Origin of the sequence: Cupriavidus consociatus (assembly GCF_017814975.1) — a bacterium.
GTDB lineage: Bacteria > Pseudomonadota > Gammaproteobacteria > Burkholderiales > Burkholderiaceae > Cupriavidus > Cupriavidus consociatus.
In genome coordinates this window covers 63,648-79,952 of sequence record NZ_JAGIQA010000004.1, presented here as the reverse complement: position 1 = coordinate 79,952, position 16,305 = coordinate 63,648, and the positions used below count along the sequence as shown (strand labels likewise).

Annotated in this window: 11 protein-coding genes and 1 pseudogene; 3 read left to right on the top strand and 9 right to left on the bottom strand. The window is 65.1% G+C overall.

Features of this window, described 5'->3' with window-relative positions; genetic code table 11:
* Positions 1-71: 71 nt before the first annotated feature.
* The 5 genes from J8I82_RS07060 to J8I82_RS07040 form a co-directional block, all read right to left on the bottom strand.
* Positions 72-1,175: a methyl-accepting chemotaxis protein gene (locus J8I82_RS07060; protein WP_209755732.1), complete on the bottom strand. Its 1,104-nt coding sequence runs from the start codon at positions 1,173-1,175 to the stop codon at positions 72-74.
* A 168-nt stretch (positions 1,176-1,343) separates the two neighbouring features.
* Positions 1,344-2,108: an anaerobic ribonucleoside-triphosphate reductase activating protein gene (locus J8I82_RS07055; RefSeq protein ID WP_209755730.1), complete on the bottom strand. Its 765-nt coding sequence runs from the start codon at positions 2,106-2,108 to the stop codon at positions 1,344-1,346.
* On the bottom strand, positions 2,071-2,244 hold the full coding sequence (gene nrdD, locus J8I82_RS39050; protein WP_209755728.1) for an anaerobic ribonucleoside-triphosphate reductase: 174 nt from the start codon (positions 2,242-2,244) through the stop codon (positions 2,071-2,073). Before nrdD ends, J8I82_RS07055 begins: the two co-directional genes overlap by 38 nt.
* Positions 2,241-4,019, bottom strand: coding sequence for a ribonucleoside triphosphate reductase (locus J8I82_RS07045; RefSeq protein ID WP_209755726.1), 1,779 nt, complete (start codon positions 4,017-4,019; stop codon positions 2,241-2,243). Before J8I82_RS07045 ends, nrdD begins: the two co-directional genes overlap by 4 nt.
* Before the next feature lie 263 nt (positions 4,020-4,282).
* Positions 4,283-4,903, bottom strand: coding sequence for a flavodoxin family protein (locus tag J8I82_RS07040; RefSeq protein WP_209755725.1), 621 nt, complete (start codon positions 4,901-4,903; stop codon positions 4,283-4,285).
* 305 nt (positions 4,904-5,208) lie between these two features.
* Here J8I82_RS07040 and J8I82_RS07035 point away from each other — a divergent pair, with 305 nt between their 5' ends.
* Both J8I82_RS07035 and mdtD read left to right on the top strand, forming a co-directional pair.
* The gene (locus J8I82_RS07035; protein ID WP_209756183.1) at positions 5,209-7,398 is read left to right on the top strand and encodes a TonB-dependent receptor family protein; all 2,190 of its coding nucleotides are present in this window, start codon (positions 5,209-5,211) and stop codon (positions 7,396-7,398) included.
* 147 nt (positions 7,399-7,545) lie between these two features.
* A complete protein-coding gene (mdtD, locus tag J8I82_RS07030; RefSeq protein WP_245179514.1) occupies positions 7,546-8,994 on the top strand; it encodes a multidrug transporter subunit MdtD in 1,449 nt (482 codons plus the stop codon).
* A gap of 51 nt (positions 8,995-9,045) precedes the next feature.
* Here the strand turns inward: mdtD and J8I82_RS07025 are convergent, their stop codons facing one another.
* The 4 genes and pseudogenes from J8I82_RS07025 to J8I82_RS07010 all read right to left on the bottom strand — a co-directional run.
* Positions 9,046-9,672, bottom strand: coding sequence for a hypothetical protein (locus J8I82_RS07025; protein WP_209755722.1), 627 nt, complete (start codon positions 9,670-9,672; stop codon positions 9,046-9,048).
* Entirely contained in the window at positions 9,666-11,966 is a 2,301-nt protein-coding gene (locus J8I82_RS07020; RefSeq protein ID WP_209755720.1) for a hypothetical protein, read from the bottom strand. Before J8I82_RS07020 ends, J8I82_RS07025 begins: the two co-directional genes overlap by 7 nt.
* 8 nt (positions 11,967-11,974) lie before the next feature.
* Positions 11,975-14,317, bottom strand: coding sequence for a type VI secretion system Vgr family protein (locus tag J8I82_RS07015; RefSeq protein ID WP_209755718.1), 2,343 nt, complete (start codon positions 14,315-14,317; stop codon positions 11,975-11,977).
* A gap of 635 nt (positions 14,318-14,952) precedes the next feature.
* A pseudogene (locus J8I82_RS07010) lies at positions 14,953-15,870 on the bottom strand (TonB-dependent receptor domain-containing protein); the annotation flags it as partial.
* Between J8I82_RS07010 and J8I82_RS07005 the strand changes: the two are divergent.
* Positions 15,784-16,251: a sensor histidine kinase gene (locus J8I82_RS07005; RefSeq protein WP_209756180.1), complete on the top strand. Its 468-nt coding sequence runs from the start codon at positions 15,784-15,786 to the stop codon at positions 16,249-16,251. The pseudogene J8I82_RS07010 and the gene J8I82_RS07005 sit on opposite strands and share 87 nt — an antisense overlap.
* Positions 16,252-16,305: the final 54 nt, after the last annotated feature.

Below are 16,305 nucleotides of genomic sequence, written 5' to 3'. Positions count from 1 at the left end.
CTCCCGCTTGCGGGAGAGGGGAGACAACATTCGCAGTGCTGTCGGCCCGGAATACTCGGCTCAATCCCCCCTCAAGCCTCCAGCCTGAACTCCGCTACCACCTGCTGCAACTCCGTAGCCTGTCCCGCCAGCGCGCTCGAAGCACTGGCCGCCTGCTCCACCAGCGCGGCGTTCTGCTGCGTCACGCTGTCCATCTGCGCCACCGCTTCATTCACCTGCGCGATTCCCGCGCTCTGCTGCTCCGACGCCACGGTAATCTCGCCCAGCAGCGCCGTGACACGGCCGACCGACTGCACGATTTCATGCATGGTCGCGCCGGCCTGGCCCACCAGCGCCGAACCGCTGTCCACCTGCTGCACCGAAGCATCGATCAGCTGCTTGATCTCCTTGGCCGCCGCGGCACTGCGCTGCGCCAGCGTGCGCACCTCGCCCGCCACCACGGCAAAGCCGCGACCCTGCTCGCCGGCGCGCGCGGCTTCCACCGCGGCGTTCAGCGCGAGGATGTTGGTCTGGAAGGCAATGCCTTCGATCACTTCGATGATGTCGGTGACCTTGCGCGAACTGGCGCTGATCGCCGACATGGTCTGGACCACGTTGCCGACCACCTCGCCGCCGCGCTCGGCGATGCCGGATGCCGCCTCCGCGAGGCCGTTGGCCGCGCGTGCGCGTTCGGTGTTCTGGCGCACCATTGCCGTCAGCTCGCCCATGCTGGCTGCGGTCTGCTGCAACGAGGCGGCCTGTTCCTCGGTGCGCTGCGACAGGTCGGTATTGCCGGCGGCGATCTGGTGCGAGGCCGCGCCGATGGAATCGGTGGCGGCCTTGATGCGCGTCACCAGGTCGGTGAGCATGTCTTCCATCTCGCCCAGTCCACCCAGCAGCCGGCCGAATTCGCCGCCGCGCTCGGTCTCGAAGTCCTGACTCAGGTCGCCAGCGGCCACTGTCTCGGCGATGTAGACCGCTTCGGCCAGCGGCGCCTCGATGCTGCGCGCCAGCGCCCAGGTGGCCGCAATCGCCACACCCAAGCCGGCCAGCCCAAGCGCTACCAGCAGGTTGCGCGCGTTGCCGTCGGCGGCACCCTGCATGCGCGGCAGTGCAATCGCGATGCCGACCGCCGCCAATGCCCACATGGCGCCGAACGCCGCGCCAAGCTTCATCCGTATCCCCAGGTTCTGCATGTCTCCTCCGTTCCCCAGCTTTCCTAATCGGCTGTTACGGCGCCTCGCCGGTGCCGGTTTGCCGGCACGCACGCTTGACGCCTCAACCTACTGTTATCGACGGGGAATGGCCGGGCTTTAGGAGATTTTTTGCCGGCCGGCGCCAAAGGCTCGGGCAGGCAGCCCGGCTCACCCTTCGCGGTAGCAGAACGTCTCGAACGATGACTCCAGCGCCTGGCGCGCCGGCGCGCTCAACGATGCGCCAGGCACCGCCACGGTGCCTGTCCGGCAGGCCTGCACGGCATAGTGGCGCACGCCTTGCGCGGCCAGCGCACTTGCCAGCGCCAGCAAGCGCGGCTCGCTGAGGCAGGCGGGATCCCACGTTGTCCGGCATTCGAACGGAACGCCGGCGCCGAGCAGCAGCGCCAGGCTGGCCTGCACCCGCGCCAGGCCGCCGGGCCGTCCGACCAGCGCATCGTGGCCGGCCGCGTCCGCCTTGATATCCAGCCCGACCCAGTCCAGCCGCGGCAACAGCGTGGCGAGACGGCGCGGGTAGATGCCGGCGGTATGCAGCCCCACCTTGAAACCGAGCGCGCGCACCGCCGCGGCCAGCTCAGGAAGGCGCGCTTCGCTGAGCGGGTCGCCGCCGGAAAACACCACGCTGTCGAGCAGCCCCGCGCGGGTCTTCAGCCAGTCCAGCACCGCTGGCCAGGCGTAGGCCGCATGGCGCCGCTGCAGGTGGGGGTTGTGGCAATAGCCGCAGCGCCACGGGCAGCCGGCAATAAACAGCACCGCCGCCAGCTGGCCGGGCCAGTCCACGCTGGAGAACGGCACCAGGCCGGCGAGCGCCGGCCCGCCCTGCAATGACGCGGCGGCCGCTGGCGCGGGCACCGGTATGGCCGTGAGGCAGTGGCCGTCAGCGACAGGCGCTTTCAGTGAAGAAACGCCGCTCATTGAATTCCCCCTGCTTGCCGGTGTTGAAGGACGTCACGGGCCGGTGGTAGCCCATCACCCGGGTCCAGATCTCGCAGCGGGTCCGCAGGGTGGGATCGAGGGCCGGCGTGGCTGGCTGGTGCGATTCGGTATTCATGAGAGCTCCTCTTCAGGTTGGGTTTGCGGCGCGCTGGCCGCGGCTGGGGTGCGTGCCAGCAACTCGGCATCGCACCGGGGACAGAACTCGTGGCGCCCGCTCAGGTAGCCGTGCTTCGGGCAGATCGAGAAGGTGGGCGTGACGGTCAGATACGGCACGCGGAAGCGCGACAGCGCGCGCCGGACCAGCGCCTTGCAGGCCTGTGCGCTGGACAGGGCTTCGTTCATGTACAGGTGCAGCACGGTGCCGCCGGTGTACTTGCCTTGCAGCGCCTCTTGCATCGACAGCGCGGTGAACGGATCGTCGGTATAGCCGGCCGGGAGCTGGCTGGAGTTGGTGTAGTAAGGCTGCTCGGCCGTGCCGGCCTGCCGGATGCCCGGCCAGCGCTTGCGGTCTTCGCGCGCGAAGCGGTAGGTCGTGCCTTCGGCCGGCGTTGCCTCGAGGTTGTAAAGGTGGCCGGTCGTTTCCTGGAACTCGCCGATGCGCGCGCGCACATGGTCGAGCAGCCGCAATGCCATGGCATGCCCGCCCGGCGTCGTGATGTCGTCGGCGTCGTCGGAGAAATTCCGGATCATCTCGTTGATGCCGTTGACGCCGAGCGTGCTGAAGTGGTTGCGCAGCGTGCCGAGGTAGCGGCGCGTATAGGGATAGAGCCCCGCGTCGATGTAGTGCTGCACCACGCGGCGCTTGTCTTCGAGTACATCGCGGCCCAGGGCCAGCAGGCGGTCCAGGGCGGCCATCAGCCCGGCCTCGTCGCCCGCGTGCAGGTAGCCCAGGCGCGCGCAGTTGACCGTGACCACGCCGACGGAGCCGGTCTGCTCGGCCGAACCGAACAGGCCGTTGCCGCGCTTGAGCAGTTCGCGCAGGTCCAGCTGCAGCCGGCAGCACATGGAGCGGACCATGTGCGGCTCCAGGTCGGAATTGATGAAGTTCTGAAAGTAAGGCAGCCCGTAGCGCGCCGTCATCTCGAACAGCGGCTCGGCATTGGCATGGTCCCAGTCGAAGTCCGGCGTGATGTTGTAGGTGGGGATCGGGAAGGTGAAGGCGCGCCCGCGTGCATCGCCCTGCATCATGACCTCGATGTAGGCGCGGTTGATCATGTCCATCTCCCGCTGCAGGTCGCCGTAGGTGAACGCCATTTCCTCGCCGGCGATATACGGTACCTGGCCGGCCAGGTCCTGCGGGCAGGTCCAGTCGAAGGTGAGGTTGGTGAAGGGCGTCTGCGTGCCCCACCGGCTCGGCACGTTCAGGTTGAACACCAGTTCCTGCATCGACTGGCGCACCGCGCGGTAGTCCATGCGGTCGTGCCGCACGAACGGCGCCATGTAGGTATCGAAGCTGGAAAACGCCTGCGCGCCGGCCCACTCGTTCTGCAGCGTGCCGAGGAAGTTGACGATCTGGCCCACGGCAGCCGACATATGCCTGGGCGGGTTGGCCTCGACCTTGCCCGGCACGCCGTTGAAGCCTTCCGCCAGCAACTGGCGCAGCGACCAGCCGGCACAGTAGCCGGACAGCATGTCGAGGTCATGGATATGCAGGTCGCCGTCGCGATGCGCCTGCCCCGCTTGCGGGCTGAAGATGTGCGACAGCCAGTAGTTGGCCGTGACCTTGCCGGCGACGTTGAGGATCAGTCCGCCCAGGCTGTAGCCCTGGTTGGCGTTGGCATGCACGCGCCAGTCGCGCTGGGCCAGGTATTCCTCCATGGCACTGGCCACGTCGACCTGGCCGCCTGGCTGTGCCGGCGGCAGCGTGCCGGCTTGCTGTGCGTCGCGCATGCTTACCCCTCTATGTAGTGCGTGATGCGCAGATTATCACTACATATAGTGGTAGGGGATTGCCGAAGTCAGCTGTTCTGCGCCGGGGTTGATGGCTGTCAACCGGCATGGCTGGTGCCTGACCTGCTGCGGCCGCGCTTGCGCTGACGCAAAGCCATATTGGCGCAGGGGCATTCCCGCTGCCGCGCAACGCACGTCTCCCAAAACGCAAACCGGCCCCGAAAGGGCCGGCAGGCAACTTACGCGCGAGGCGTGGTGAATGGTCAGGCGGCCTGCTTCAGTTCTGCCAGCGCGCGCCGGCCTGCCACCAGTTGTTGCGCCACTTCGGCTACGCGCGCACCGAGGTGCTCGGCGGTGCGCAGGTCCGCCAGAGGCGGCACCACGTCGGCGCTTTCATCGGCGTTGGACTGCGCGGCGGCGCCCAGGAAGAAGCCATGGCGGTTCAGCGAATCTTCGGTCGACTTGGAGTTGTTGTGGCCCGGAGGCAAGCCCAGGTTGACCCAGTGCATGCCGTGCTGTGCCGCGAAGATGGCGATCTGCTGCAGCGTTGCCAGCTTGTCGCCCGAACGCGAGGCGGCGTTGGTGAATCCGGCCGCGACCTTGTTGGCCCACTTGCCGCCCTTGGCGAAGACGTTGCGCGAGGTGGCGTCCATGAAGCCTTTGAACTGCGCCGAGGCGCTGCCCATGTAGGTCGGCGCGCCGAAGATGATGGCGTCGACCTGCTCCAGCGTGTCCCAGTGCTGGTCGATGTCCTCCACCGGAATCAGCAGGCTTTCGGCGCCCGCCACGCTGCCGGCGCCGCGGGCAACGGCCTGGGCCTGCTTGGCGGTGTGGCCGTAGCCGCTGTGGTAGACGATGGCGACGCGGGTAGCTTGGGTATGCATAGTGTCTAGTCCCTTGATTTAAAAATCTGAATGACCGTTTGCTGCATTGCGCTGTAGCGAGTCTGCTGTTCGCGTTGCGGGTTGTGTCGGTCGGTGAAGAGAGTTTAGGCAGACCGATGCCCCTGCGATGGGCCCTTTACGAAACAAGTTATTGAAATAATTTGAATATCCGTACGGGCGCCCCCCGGGCGCTGCCCCCTGCAGCGGCGTCCCGGGGTTTCCCCCGCAGCGGCGGTCATGGAAATGCGCCGCTGAACGCGATAAAGTTGCGACACCTCCACCTGTGCCCCACGCCCCCGATCATCATGAGACCAGGCGGCACGCAGCCTTCGCCGGCCATGCATCAGCCCCGTCCCTGCCGCCTTGCCCCGGTGCCCAAGGCATTGGCGTTGGCAATCCTGCTGCTTGCATGCACCGGCGTGCGCGCCGCCGATGCGCCGGACAGCGCTGTGGCCGCCGCCACTGGTGAGACCCTCCCCGACATCGTGGTCACCGCCACCCGCAGCGAGCAGCGCCGATTCGATGCGCCCGCTGCGGTGGACAGCGTGCCGGTCGATCCGCTGCGCAGCGCCACGCCGCTGGTCAATCTGTCCGAGGTGCTGGCAGGTGTACCGGGCGTGGCTGTGCGCGACCGGCAGAACTACTCGCAGGACCTGCAACTGGCGGTGCGCGGCTTCGGCACGCGCTCCACGTTCGGCGTGCGCGGCGTGCGGCTCTATGTCGACGGCATCCCCGCGACCATGCCCGACGGCCAGGGCCAGGCTTCCACCGCCGACCTCGCCAACGCCGGCCGCGTCGAGGTGCTGCGCGGCCCGTTCGCGCAGATGTACGGCAACGCCTCGGGCGGCGTGGTGCATGTGTTCACGCCCGATCCGCCCAAGGACGGCTTTACCGCGCGCGCGTCGACCGGCTTCGGCTCGGACGGCCAGTGGCAGGCAGGGGTGGCGCTGGCCGGCGGCAACGAGCGCCTGGGCGGCTCGCTCGATGCCTGGACCTACCAGACCGACGGCTACCGCGACCACTCGGCGGCGCGCCGCTACCAGTTCAATGCACGCGTGGTGGCGCAGCCGGCCAGCGGCACGCGCGTGAGTGGCCAGTTCAACTACTTCAACCAGCCGCTGGCGCAGGATCCGCTCGGGCTGACACGTGCGCAGGCCGATGCCAGCCCGCGCCAGGCGGTGCCGGCGGCGACCCAGTTCGACACCGGCAAGAACGTCGAGCAGGCGCAGGCGGGCGTGGTGGTGGAGCACCGGCTGACCGACATCGACAGCCTCTCCGGACGTCTCTACGGCGGCACCCGCAACCTGTACCAGCGGCTCGGTTTCAGCGGCGCCGCGCCGACGTCATCTGGCGGCATCGTCGACCTGGATCGCATCTATGGCGGGGGCGCGTTGTCCTGGAGCCGGCGCGCCACCGCCGCAAACGGCCTGCCGCTGCTGTGGACGGCCGGGGTGGAGGCCAACGGCATGCGCGACGGCCGCAACGGCTACGTCAACCAGGATGGCAGCCAGGGCGCGCTGCGGCGCGACGAGACCAATACCGCGACCGACCTGGGCGCCTTCGCGCAGGTCGACTGGACCTTCCATCCCGCCTGGCAGGTGGTCGGCGGCGTGCGCGCCAGCCGCGTGCGGCTGGGCATCGACGACCAGTTCATCACCGCGGCGAGCCCCGACGACAGCGGCACCGCCACCTACAGCAACGTCAGCCCGGTGCTGGGACTGGTGTGGCATGCGCTCGATACCATGAACGTCTACGCCAACCTCGGGCGCGGTTTCGAGACGCCGACGCTGACCGAGGTCGCCTACGGTCCCGGCGGCGTCGGCAGCAACCTCGGCCTGCGCGCCTCGACCAGCCGCCAGGGCGAGATCGGCATCAAGTGGCAGGCCGGCGGGCAGCGGCTGGAAGCGGCGCTGTTCGATGCCGACAGCCACGACGAAGTGGTGCCGCAATCGAACAACGCGGGCCGCACCGTCTACCAGAATGTCAACGGCGTGCGCCGGCGCGGCTTCGAGCTGGGCTGGCGCGGCGGCTTCCTGGGGCAGGTCGGCACGCCGGGGCAGGGCGGCGGCAGCCGCATCGAGGCCGGTCTGGCCTATACCTGGCTCGATGCCTATTTCGGCGATGCTTTCGTCAACGCGCAGGGCCAGACCGTGCCTGCGGGCAACCGGCTGCCCGGCACCGCGCGCCACAGCGTCAGCGCCGAGGTGGCCTGGCGGCCGCTGGCGCCGCTCACGCTCGGCGCCGAGATGCGCCTCGACAGCCGTGTCTATGCCGACGACCTCAACACTCAGGCCGCGCCCGGATACGCGGTCTTCAACCTGCGCGCGGGCTATGAATTCCGCATCGGCCCGACCCGCGCCTACCTGTTCGGGCGCATCGACAACGTGACCGACCGGCGCTATATCGGCTCGGTGATCGTCAACGAGGCCAACGGGCGTTATTTCGAGCCGGCACCGGGCCGGCGCTTCTTCATCGGGCTGCGCGCGGCCTTGTAGGCTCGGCACGTGGCGGTGGTTGCGCCCGCTTTCGTTGATTGCCTGTTGCGCCATTGCCCTTTAAGGTGTTGGCTTTGGCCGCGTCCGCCAGCATGGCTTCACTGGTCATTGCCGGCGGCGGCGCGCGCCAGCCCGGAGCATTGCGTAATGACCGCGCCCTTGCCAGACGTTCCCGTCGTGCCACCGCCGGACTACCGTACCCGCCGCATCATGCTGTGGGTCGTGGCGGTCGGCTTCTTCATGCAGACGCTGGACTCAACCATCGTCAACACCGCCTTGCCGTCGATGGCGCGCAGCCTGGGCGAGAGCCCGCTGCGCATGCAGTCCGTGGTGATTGCCTACTCGCTGACCATGGCGGTGATCATCCCGGCCTCGGGCTGGCTCGCCGACCGCTTCGGCACGCGCACCATCTTCCAGACCGCGATCGGCCTGTTCGTGGCGGGCTCGCTGCTGTGCGCGTACGCGCCTACGCTCAGTTTCCTGGTCGGCGCACGCGTGGTGCAGGGCGTGGGCGGCGCCATGCTGCTGCCGGTCGGACGGCTCTCGGTGCTGCGCACCTTCCCGCGCGAACAGTACCTGCAGGCGCTGAGCTTCGTCGCCATCCCGGGCATGATCGGCCCGCTGATCGGCCCCACGCTGGGCGGCTGGCTGACGCAGGCGCTGTCGTGGCACTGGATCTTCCTGATCAACGTGCCGGTCGGCCTGCTCGGCGCGCTCGCCACGATCCGCTATATGCCGAACGCGAAACTGTCCGGCATCGGCCGCTTCGACATTGCTGGCTACCTGCTGCTGGCCGTCGCCATGCTGGCGCTGTCCTTCTCGCTCGACGGGCTGGCCGGCCTGGGCTTCGAGCACGCCACCGTGTTGTTGCTGCTGATTGCCAGCATGGCCGCGCTGACTGCCTATGGCCTGCATGCCAACCGCCGCAAGCAGCCGCTGTTTCCGCTGCGACTGTTCCGCATCCACAGCTTCAGCGTCGGCCTGCTGGGCAACCTGTTCGCCCGCATCGGCAATGGCTCGATGCCGTTCCTGATCCCGCTGACGCTGCAGGTCAGCCTGGGTTACTCACCGTTCGACGCCGGCCTGATGATGCTGCCCGTCACCGCCGCCGGCATGGCCTCCAAGCGGTTCGCCACGCGGCTGATCCAGCGCCACGGCTACCGCCGTGTGCTGGTCTCCAACACCTTCGTCGTCGGCCTGGTGATGGCCGCCTTCGCGCTGATCACGCCGCAACTGCCGCTATGGCTGCTGGTCCCGTTGCTGGCCGTGTTCGGCACGGTCAATTCGGTCCAGTTCACGGCGATGAATACCGTGACGCTCAAGGACCTGAGCGGCGCCGGCGCCAGCAGCGGCAACAGCATGCTGTCGATGGTGCAGATGCTGTCGATGAGCCTGGCGGTGACCTCGGCGGGGGCGCTGCTGGCCACGTTCCAGCATCGGTTTGGCGGGGACACGGCGGCGGTGTTGCCGGCGTTTCATGCCACCTTTGTCTGCATGGGGCTGATTACTTGTGCGTCGGCGTGGATTTTCATGCAGTTGGGGAGGCAGGAGGCGGCGCCAGCGTTGCCGGTGCGGCACGGGGAGAAGGAGGTGTGAGGGCAGCGAAGACCGGCGCTGTGAGCCGGTCTTGTGAATGGCTTCTGCAGGTTAGCGGTTCTCAATGAATTCAATGCTTTCCAGCAGTTTTCTAACTTCTGGTTCTGTACTTCTGTGGTTGCCGTACAGACTATCAATGACCGCCCCGCCAATCAGGACGTTACCGTCTGGGGAAACCAGACAAAATGAGAGGTAACGTACGCGGTCCTCTTCGTTACCAATAGTGTCGTCTATGGTGCGCGTAGCGCCAGAGGCGTTGCTACTTTTTATTTCACGAACAGTAAAATTGGCTTCCGGTGGCGCCCTGTAATCAGGGTCCGGATGCTGCACCCAGTGGCCATCTTTTTTTCCGATGCCGGAAAATCTTTGACAGTATTTGTTTTGTCCTTTCGTGTCGCACAGGAAGTCCACTATTACTGCCTTCGGCAATGTGGGGCGCTTCATCTCTGCATTGTACGTCGCGCTTGGTATATCTTCCTGGGGGTGTTCACGAATTCTGCCTCCGAGCGAATCCTTGAATCTGAATTTGCAGGTCCCGACGGTTACGGCATGCGTCGTCGATCGGCTTGAAGATAGCATGCGTTCCCTGCCATGTGAAACTTGGCCGGCGGTTACAAAAACCACGCAAAGCAGGAGTGGCAGGGGCGCAAGTGCCTTGTGCAATGATTGCATTACCATGGCCTTCTCCGCGTGAAGTCATCTGGTATCTCGCGAATCACTCCATCTGCATTCGGAAATTGTGGAGTGTCAGTCAAGACGACTAGTGCATTGGCGTAGACTCGATAGCGCTCTGTCATCCCGTTAATTTCGTAATGGCCGTAGACAGCTCCGGGGATATTGACGATGGCTGCGGTCCGGCGCGCTGTCTCATTGCTGTAGTTGGCTTTGCTTCCTTCCGAAGTATTGACGACGATACGCACATTCGGACTTGCCTGGTCGGCGAATAAGGATGCTGTTTCTGTTTGATGCTTGCCCTCCAAGTGGTACTTCGTCCAGTAAAACCCGGCGCTTTGCGAAGCTTCGTCAGCAATCTCAGCAATGTCATTCCGCCATGCCTGGAGCTGTTGCGCCGGCGTTTTTTCTGGTGACCTGCCTCGCCAGCGGAAATAGTTGTAGTAATTGTTGTCGCCGCCATGGAGGTTGCCACGTGGATTTGTGAGTTGCAGGAAGCCTCTTCCGTACCAGCCCCGGTGTAGATCTGGATTCTTGCCTTTATTTTCCCGGAAGTCCCTCAGCCATGAAGTCTCCACTATTGCGTTCTGAAAAAAGGCTGCGATCCGCAGCGGTGAGTTGATGCCATACTTCCGCAGAGATAGATTCAAAGCACGCCGGTTTCTATCAATAAACTTGTTGGTATTGTGAGTTACTTTCACCTCCTCCCAATAATAACCATCGCCGTCCTTACGAATCGAATAGGTAGGAAGTAGTTGCAGCAATTCAGCCTTGCTGAGCCACTTGCATTTCCTGAAATGGCTGATGAACTCCTTCGGGTGAAAGTGCCAGTGGTCCGGGTCGATGCCGGGGTTTGCCTCCTCCCAAAACGCCAGCACCTTGTGGTGCCGCTCGAAACGGTCATAGGCTTCTGTCGTCAGTGGACACGCCAACGCCTCATGAGGCGACTTGAGCCAACCCCAGCGAGAAGCGATATTGTTCTTTTCCCATTCGGTGGGAAACTTGCAGATGGCCCTGCGCAGCCGCTTCTGAACGGGTTCCTCCGATAGTTGTGCGACGGCTTCCCGGTGGCTGACGACATTGCTTCCGTCCTTATCCAGCCAGCGCCGCAGGGTCGCGGAGTTGCAGAGACTGTCCGGCGTCTTATCGTCATCGGCCAATGTCCATCCCATCCAGTGCGGGAAGTCTGCGTCAGAGAAGCTGAGTACCTTGTTGCTGTGCAGATTGACGTAGCCCTGCATGATGGAAGGCGGCGCGTCCGGATTAGCCGGGTCGATGCATGGCGCATTGATCTGAACCCATAGTGGTGCATTCGCAGGTGCGAGAGCGTCCGGGCCGATCACCCGGCCAAAGCGCAGCAACTCATAGCCGGCGCTTGGGCACTTCGGGTATGCCTTGACTGCGATACCGTGCATCCGGTACTCAAAGTCTTCCGAGCAAAGCGGCTTGCCGATTTCTTCGAAGTTGCCTGAATCGGGCGGCACTTCTCGATACGTGTGAACGTAGCGAGCTCCATGCTTCTCGGCGATGCCTTCTGGCTGGAGGCGAATCCGTACATAGAGCGGTTCGGTCACCGTTGCGACCGGAGCTGTGGTTTGCGTGGCATTGGCCGTTTCACTTGCATAGAGCAATATGGGCAGGTCGGTGCTGGCAGTGATCTTGAAATGCACATCCCCATAAAGGGCGTCGGTGCGAGCGGCCCTTAGCGTATCAAGCCGACCCGAGTCACGGCCAACCAGGCGCTTCAGGTTTGCACTATCGCAAATGATTTCGAAATGAATGCAATCCGGCGTGCCATAGATCCTGCCTGCCGTGCCGATCTTGTCCTTGCGGTAGACGCGCTTGTCCTTTGCGAAGGTGTCGAGGAAGTGCTTGTCGATGTCCGACAAGTGAAGGTAGATGGAGAAGAACGTCACCCTGGCGTTGTTCCCGTCGCCAATTTCGGTCTCGTGCTTGATGACAACACATCCGTCATCGGTCCACTCTCCCCGATACATGAGCGCGTGGTTCTTGTCGTTGGTTTCGGGCTGGGGTTTGCGCAAGTAGACAATGGTGCCGTCGGCGATGGTCCGGACGGGAAGAGGTTGGCCGACACCGGCCGGCCTTGCGGTCAAGTGGATGCCGCCGTGCCAGCCGAGAGAGTGGCTGAGAGGAAAGCCACCAGCGCCTGGCTTGCCGCCCGCCATCGCGCAATTCATCCACTCGCCATCAGTGAATGTGCTGTCCATTACTTTGTCGATGTCGGTGACATCACTGGCACCAGCTGCAGCGCCAGGCAGGAAGGGGGGACTGATCAGCATGATTTTTGTCAGAGGGAAACCGGGAAATCACCATTGGGCTGCGCCAGCGCAGTGGGCATGCTCGGAAGTCCAGGGTTTAATTCCCTAGGGCCAGGCAGACCGTGGGTGCTCGCGTGCGCGATCCACGTGCCCGGCGTGCCGTGCTCAATGCCGCCGGCGTTGATACGGATGTAGCTGCCGCCAGCGTTGAGCAGGATTTCCTTCTTTGCGAGGATCTCGATGCAGTCTCGCGCGCTGATCAACCGCAGCACCTTTTGCGCGATGATTTCGATGTCATCGCTCTGTGCCTGGATTTCGATCTTTCCCTTCGCCGCAAAGAGCCGCATGCCGGACTTGCGCGCGAACAGCACTATTTTTTCGGCGGCGCTGGCCAGCCAGCTTTTGCCCGTGGCGATCGACAGGTGACTGCCGGTCGTAATGGCGGTATGCCGGCCACCGTGCAGGTGAATATCCGCCGCCGCTGTGGCAGCGATGCCGGCGGGGCTGGCCAACGCCAGGTGCGGGTCGGCGAATTCGCCCTGGTCGCCACTGCCCTTCAGCGTATCGCGCTGTGCCTTCAGCGCGGCGGCCACGTCCGCTTGCTGCCCGTCCTGTGCGCGCTGATGGTCGGCGGCATCGGCCAACTCGTGCTGCAGTTGCTGGGCGGCGGCAAGCCGCTGCAGCGTTTCGCCGATGTCCTTGTGGTAGCTGGCAGCGTCCGGCCGGATCTCCGTAGTCAGCAGCAGTCCGGAGCCGCCGCGCACCGCGCCCCAGCCATCGGTGCGCAGTTCGAATCCTTCGCCGCGCTTATCGCGCCGGCCTTCGGCGTCGGGAATGCGCGTGAGGTAGCCCAGGCCGAGCATCGATGCCTGGTGGTCGCTGCCGAGCTGGGTCTGGATCTCGCCCTGCGTGTCGTCCTGCACGAAGGTGTTATGCCGCTCGCCAAACAGTTCCTTGCTGCGGTAGCCGGACAGCGCATGCTGCCCCGGCAGCACCCACGGCGGCAGGTTGAGCCGGTTCGGCATCCGGCCGGTGATGATCGGGCAGTCGGGATCGCCATGCAGGAAATCGACGATGACTTCCTGGCCGATCCGCGGGATATGGGTCGCGCCGAACCGCTCGCCCTGCCAGGCCTGCGACACACGCACCCAGCAGGAACTGTTGGCATCGCGCCGGCCGATGCGGTCCCAGTGCAGCTGGATCCTGACGCGCCCGTATTCGTCGACCCATAGCGCCTCGTTCTCGGGGCCGACCACGGTGGCGGTTTGCGGGCCATGGGTACGAGGCTTCGACCGCAGGCGTTCGGGCCGGAAGATCTCGCTGGTCGGCTGCGCCTGGAAATCGACTTCGCAGCGCCACTGCTGGCCCTCGCCGGAGGCCCCGGCGATGTCCTCGAGCACCAGCGTGGTATCGAATACCAGATATTCGCGGTTGGCCGCGGCTTGCGCGAACCCCGCGAGCATGAAGGTGCAGCCCGGTACCACGGCGCGCACGTTGCCCTTGCCCGCGACCCGGCTGCCATGCTGGCGGATCGCCTCCATGCGGATGCGCGACAGCATGTCGCCCTCGCGCCATGGGTCGTTGCCGGTGGCTGGTTGGGCATGGTCACCGGGGAATTCGTAGACCTCGCTCTCGGCGTATGCGGTGTCGCGCGGGTCATGCGTGGCCACCGACAGGTCGGCGCGGGGCTTGATGAAGTCGTAGTCGGTGCTGGTCCACTTGCCCGACACCAGTTGGTCGCTTACCTTGAACGCGTACAGGTGTTCCGCATCCGCGCGATCGGCCGAAGGCCGCCAGCTCAGCGTGTGGTAGGCGGCGCTTGCAAAGCGTCGGAACGCGCCATTGCCGTCGGTCAGCACCAGGCGATGATGGCCGTCGCTGTGTTCGAAGAAATAGGAAATGCCCCATTCCTGCGTCAGGCGTTCGAAGAACGCAAAGTCGGTCTCACCGTACTGGACCTGGTACTCACGGGTCGGATAGCGGGCGATGTCGAGGCGGTTGTCGACGGGGAACGGGTATTCGGAAAGCAGGTCCTGCAGGATGTCGACGACACTCGTCTGCTGGAAGATCTTGAAATCCGATGTCAGCGTGGCCAGGAACAGCCACGGACGCAGCGTCAGACGGTAGATGACGTGGCGACCGTCAGGCCGTGGCCCTTCGACCCGGGTCACGATGCCGGTGATCTCGCGCGTGCCGGCGCACGGACCGTCGAGCTCGATATCGAGCGTGAGCTCCTTGCCCTGCATCGCGGCCATGTCGAGATTGGCGGCGGGGCCATATGACGCGTATCGCCCGTCAGGCGTCTTGATGTCGACCGTATAGGAAAACAAGCCGTTCAGACCCTCGGTTCCCTCGACGCGCGCAACTGTCATCGCGGTATGCCCGGGGATTTGCGGCAGGGAATCGCGGCGAAGGAGGACGGTGCGGAAGGAACCAGGCGGCAAGCGATGACCCATGCAATAGCACTCCACGGAGTTCGGCCGCGAAATTCTGGAGACGGGGTATGGCGGGCGTGCTGGCATGCATGATCATGCGTGCCAGCACGCCACCTTCGCGGCGGTTACGGAGGATCATAGGAACGACCGTGCCTCTCACTCAATCGGATGAATCCGAGAGTGCCGTGGAATCTGCCGCTTCAGGAAGAACGAATGCGTATGTGTATGGCAAAGTCTCGAGGCACGCCGTAGCTGCTAATGCCCCTTCCCAAACGCCTTGGCCAATTGCTGACGTTATCCTGCGTCGCCTCCTGGCCCGCACCGCCCAGCAGATATCAGTTCGCCGGAGAGATAAACCACCTCCCCGTGCTGCCATGCCCTGGCGCCATTTATCGGCGCAACCTCAAGCAGCTCGCGCGCGCCCGGCCCTTCGCGGCCGATCGCGGCGTCGCGGTCGATGACGGGAAGCCAGTCGGGGTCTGTCTTGCGGATGTCGGGAATTCCTCGTGGAATGCACAGCAACGTCCGGTGTCCTGCAGCCAGGGCCACCGGGCCGCTGCCAGGGAAACAGATCAGAACTTGACCGACACGCTCATCCAGTAGCGCCGGCCGTCCTCGACATAGCCGTAGTCGGTGTAGTTCACCTGCTTGTCGAACAAGTTGTAGATACCAGCGAACACCGACAAGTTCCTGGTGACAGCGTAGGTCGCGCCCAGGTCGACAAACGTGTACGACGGTGCCACCACGGTGCTGGACGACGGTCCGGTGATCGGCTGGCTTTCCTTGCCGCGATAGTTGACGCGGGCCCAGCCGTTGGGCTTCTCGGTCGGGCGCCAGTTCAGCGTGGCGACGAACAGGTGCATCGGCAACTGGTTCAGCGGCTGCCCCGCGTACTGGCCGCTCTTCTGTTCCGACCTGGTGTACGTATAGCTGCCGGTCAGCGACAGGGTGCGCGCAATCGGCCAGCGCAGGCTGGCTTCCACGCCGCGCGAGTAGGCGCTGTCCACGTTCATGTACGTGGTCGGGGTGGCGCCGAACTGGTTGGAGCCATCGGTGCACTGCGTGATCGGGCAGGCGACGCGCGTGATCTTGTCCTTGAAGTCATTGTTGAACAGCGTCAACCCGGCCTGCAGGCCATTGCCCTGGTCATACAGCAGGCCGAGTTCCTGCGACAGCATGGTCTCGGGCTTCAGGTCCGGATTGCCGTACATGTTGCCGCCGCGGCTGGTCTGGCCCCAGCCGGCCACGGTCTGGCGCAGGTCCGGCGCGCGGAAGCCGGTGGAGACGCCGCCCTTGACGGTCCAGCGCTCGGCCGGCTGCCAGACGCCGTACAGGCGCGGGCTGTAGTGCTGGCCGAAGTTCTCGTCATAGTCCATGCGCACGCCACCGGTCAGCGCGAAGCCCTGCGCCAGGCGCCATTCGTCCTCGGCGAAAAGCGCCCACTGGTAGCGGTCGACCTTCTCCGGGCCGTTGGCGATCTGGTTGCCGCGGCGCTCGGCAGCGCGATCGAGAACATCCTGCGCAACGCCGTCCGGTACACGGACCCGGCGGCGCCGGTGATGGTCACGCTTGCCGCCGATGGGGACAATGGAGGCGCGGTCCGGCTCGACATTGTCGACGGTGGCCCCGGCGTGCCTGAGGATGCGCTGCCGAGCCTGTTCGAGCCCTTTTTCCGCGTGCGCAGCGGCGCCGGGCATCCGGCCGGCGCGGGACTGGGGCTGAGCATCGCCCAGGCGGCGATCGCCGCGCATGGCGGCACTGTCACGGCGCACAATGCTGCACCGCATGGCCTGGCAGTGTGGATCTGCCTGCCGAGCCCTGCCGCGCAGTCGCCGGCAGACTCAGTTGCCGACCTCGCCGCACTACACTGAAGCCACACGCACACGGGCGAACTTTGCGGCGCCTGGCCGCTCCTACCGTCATGA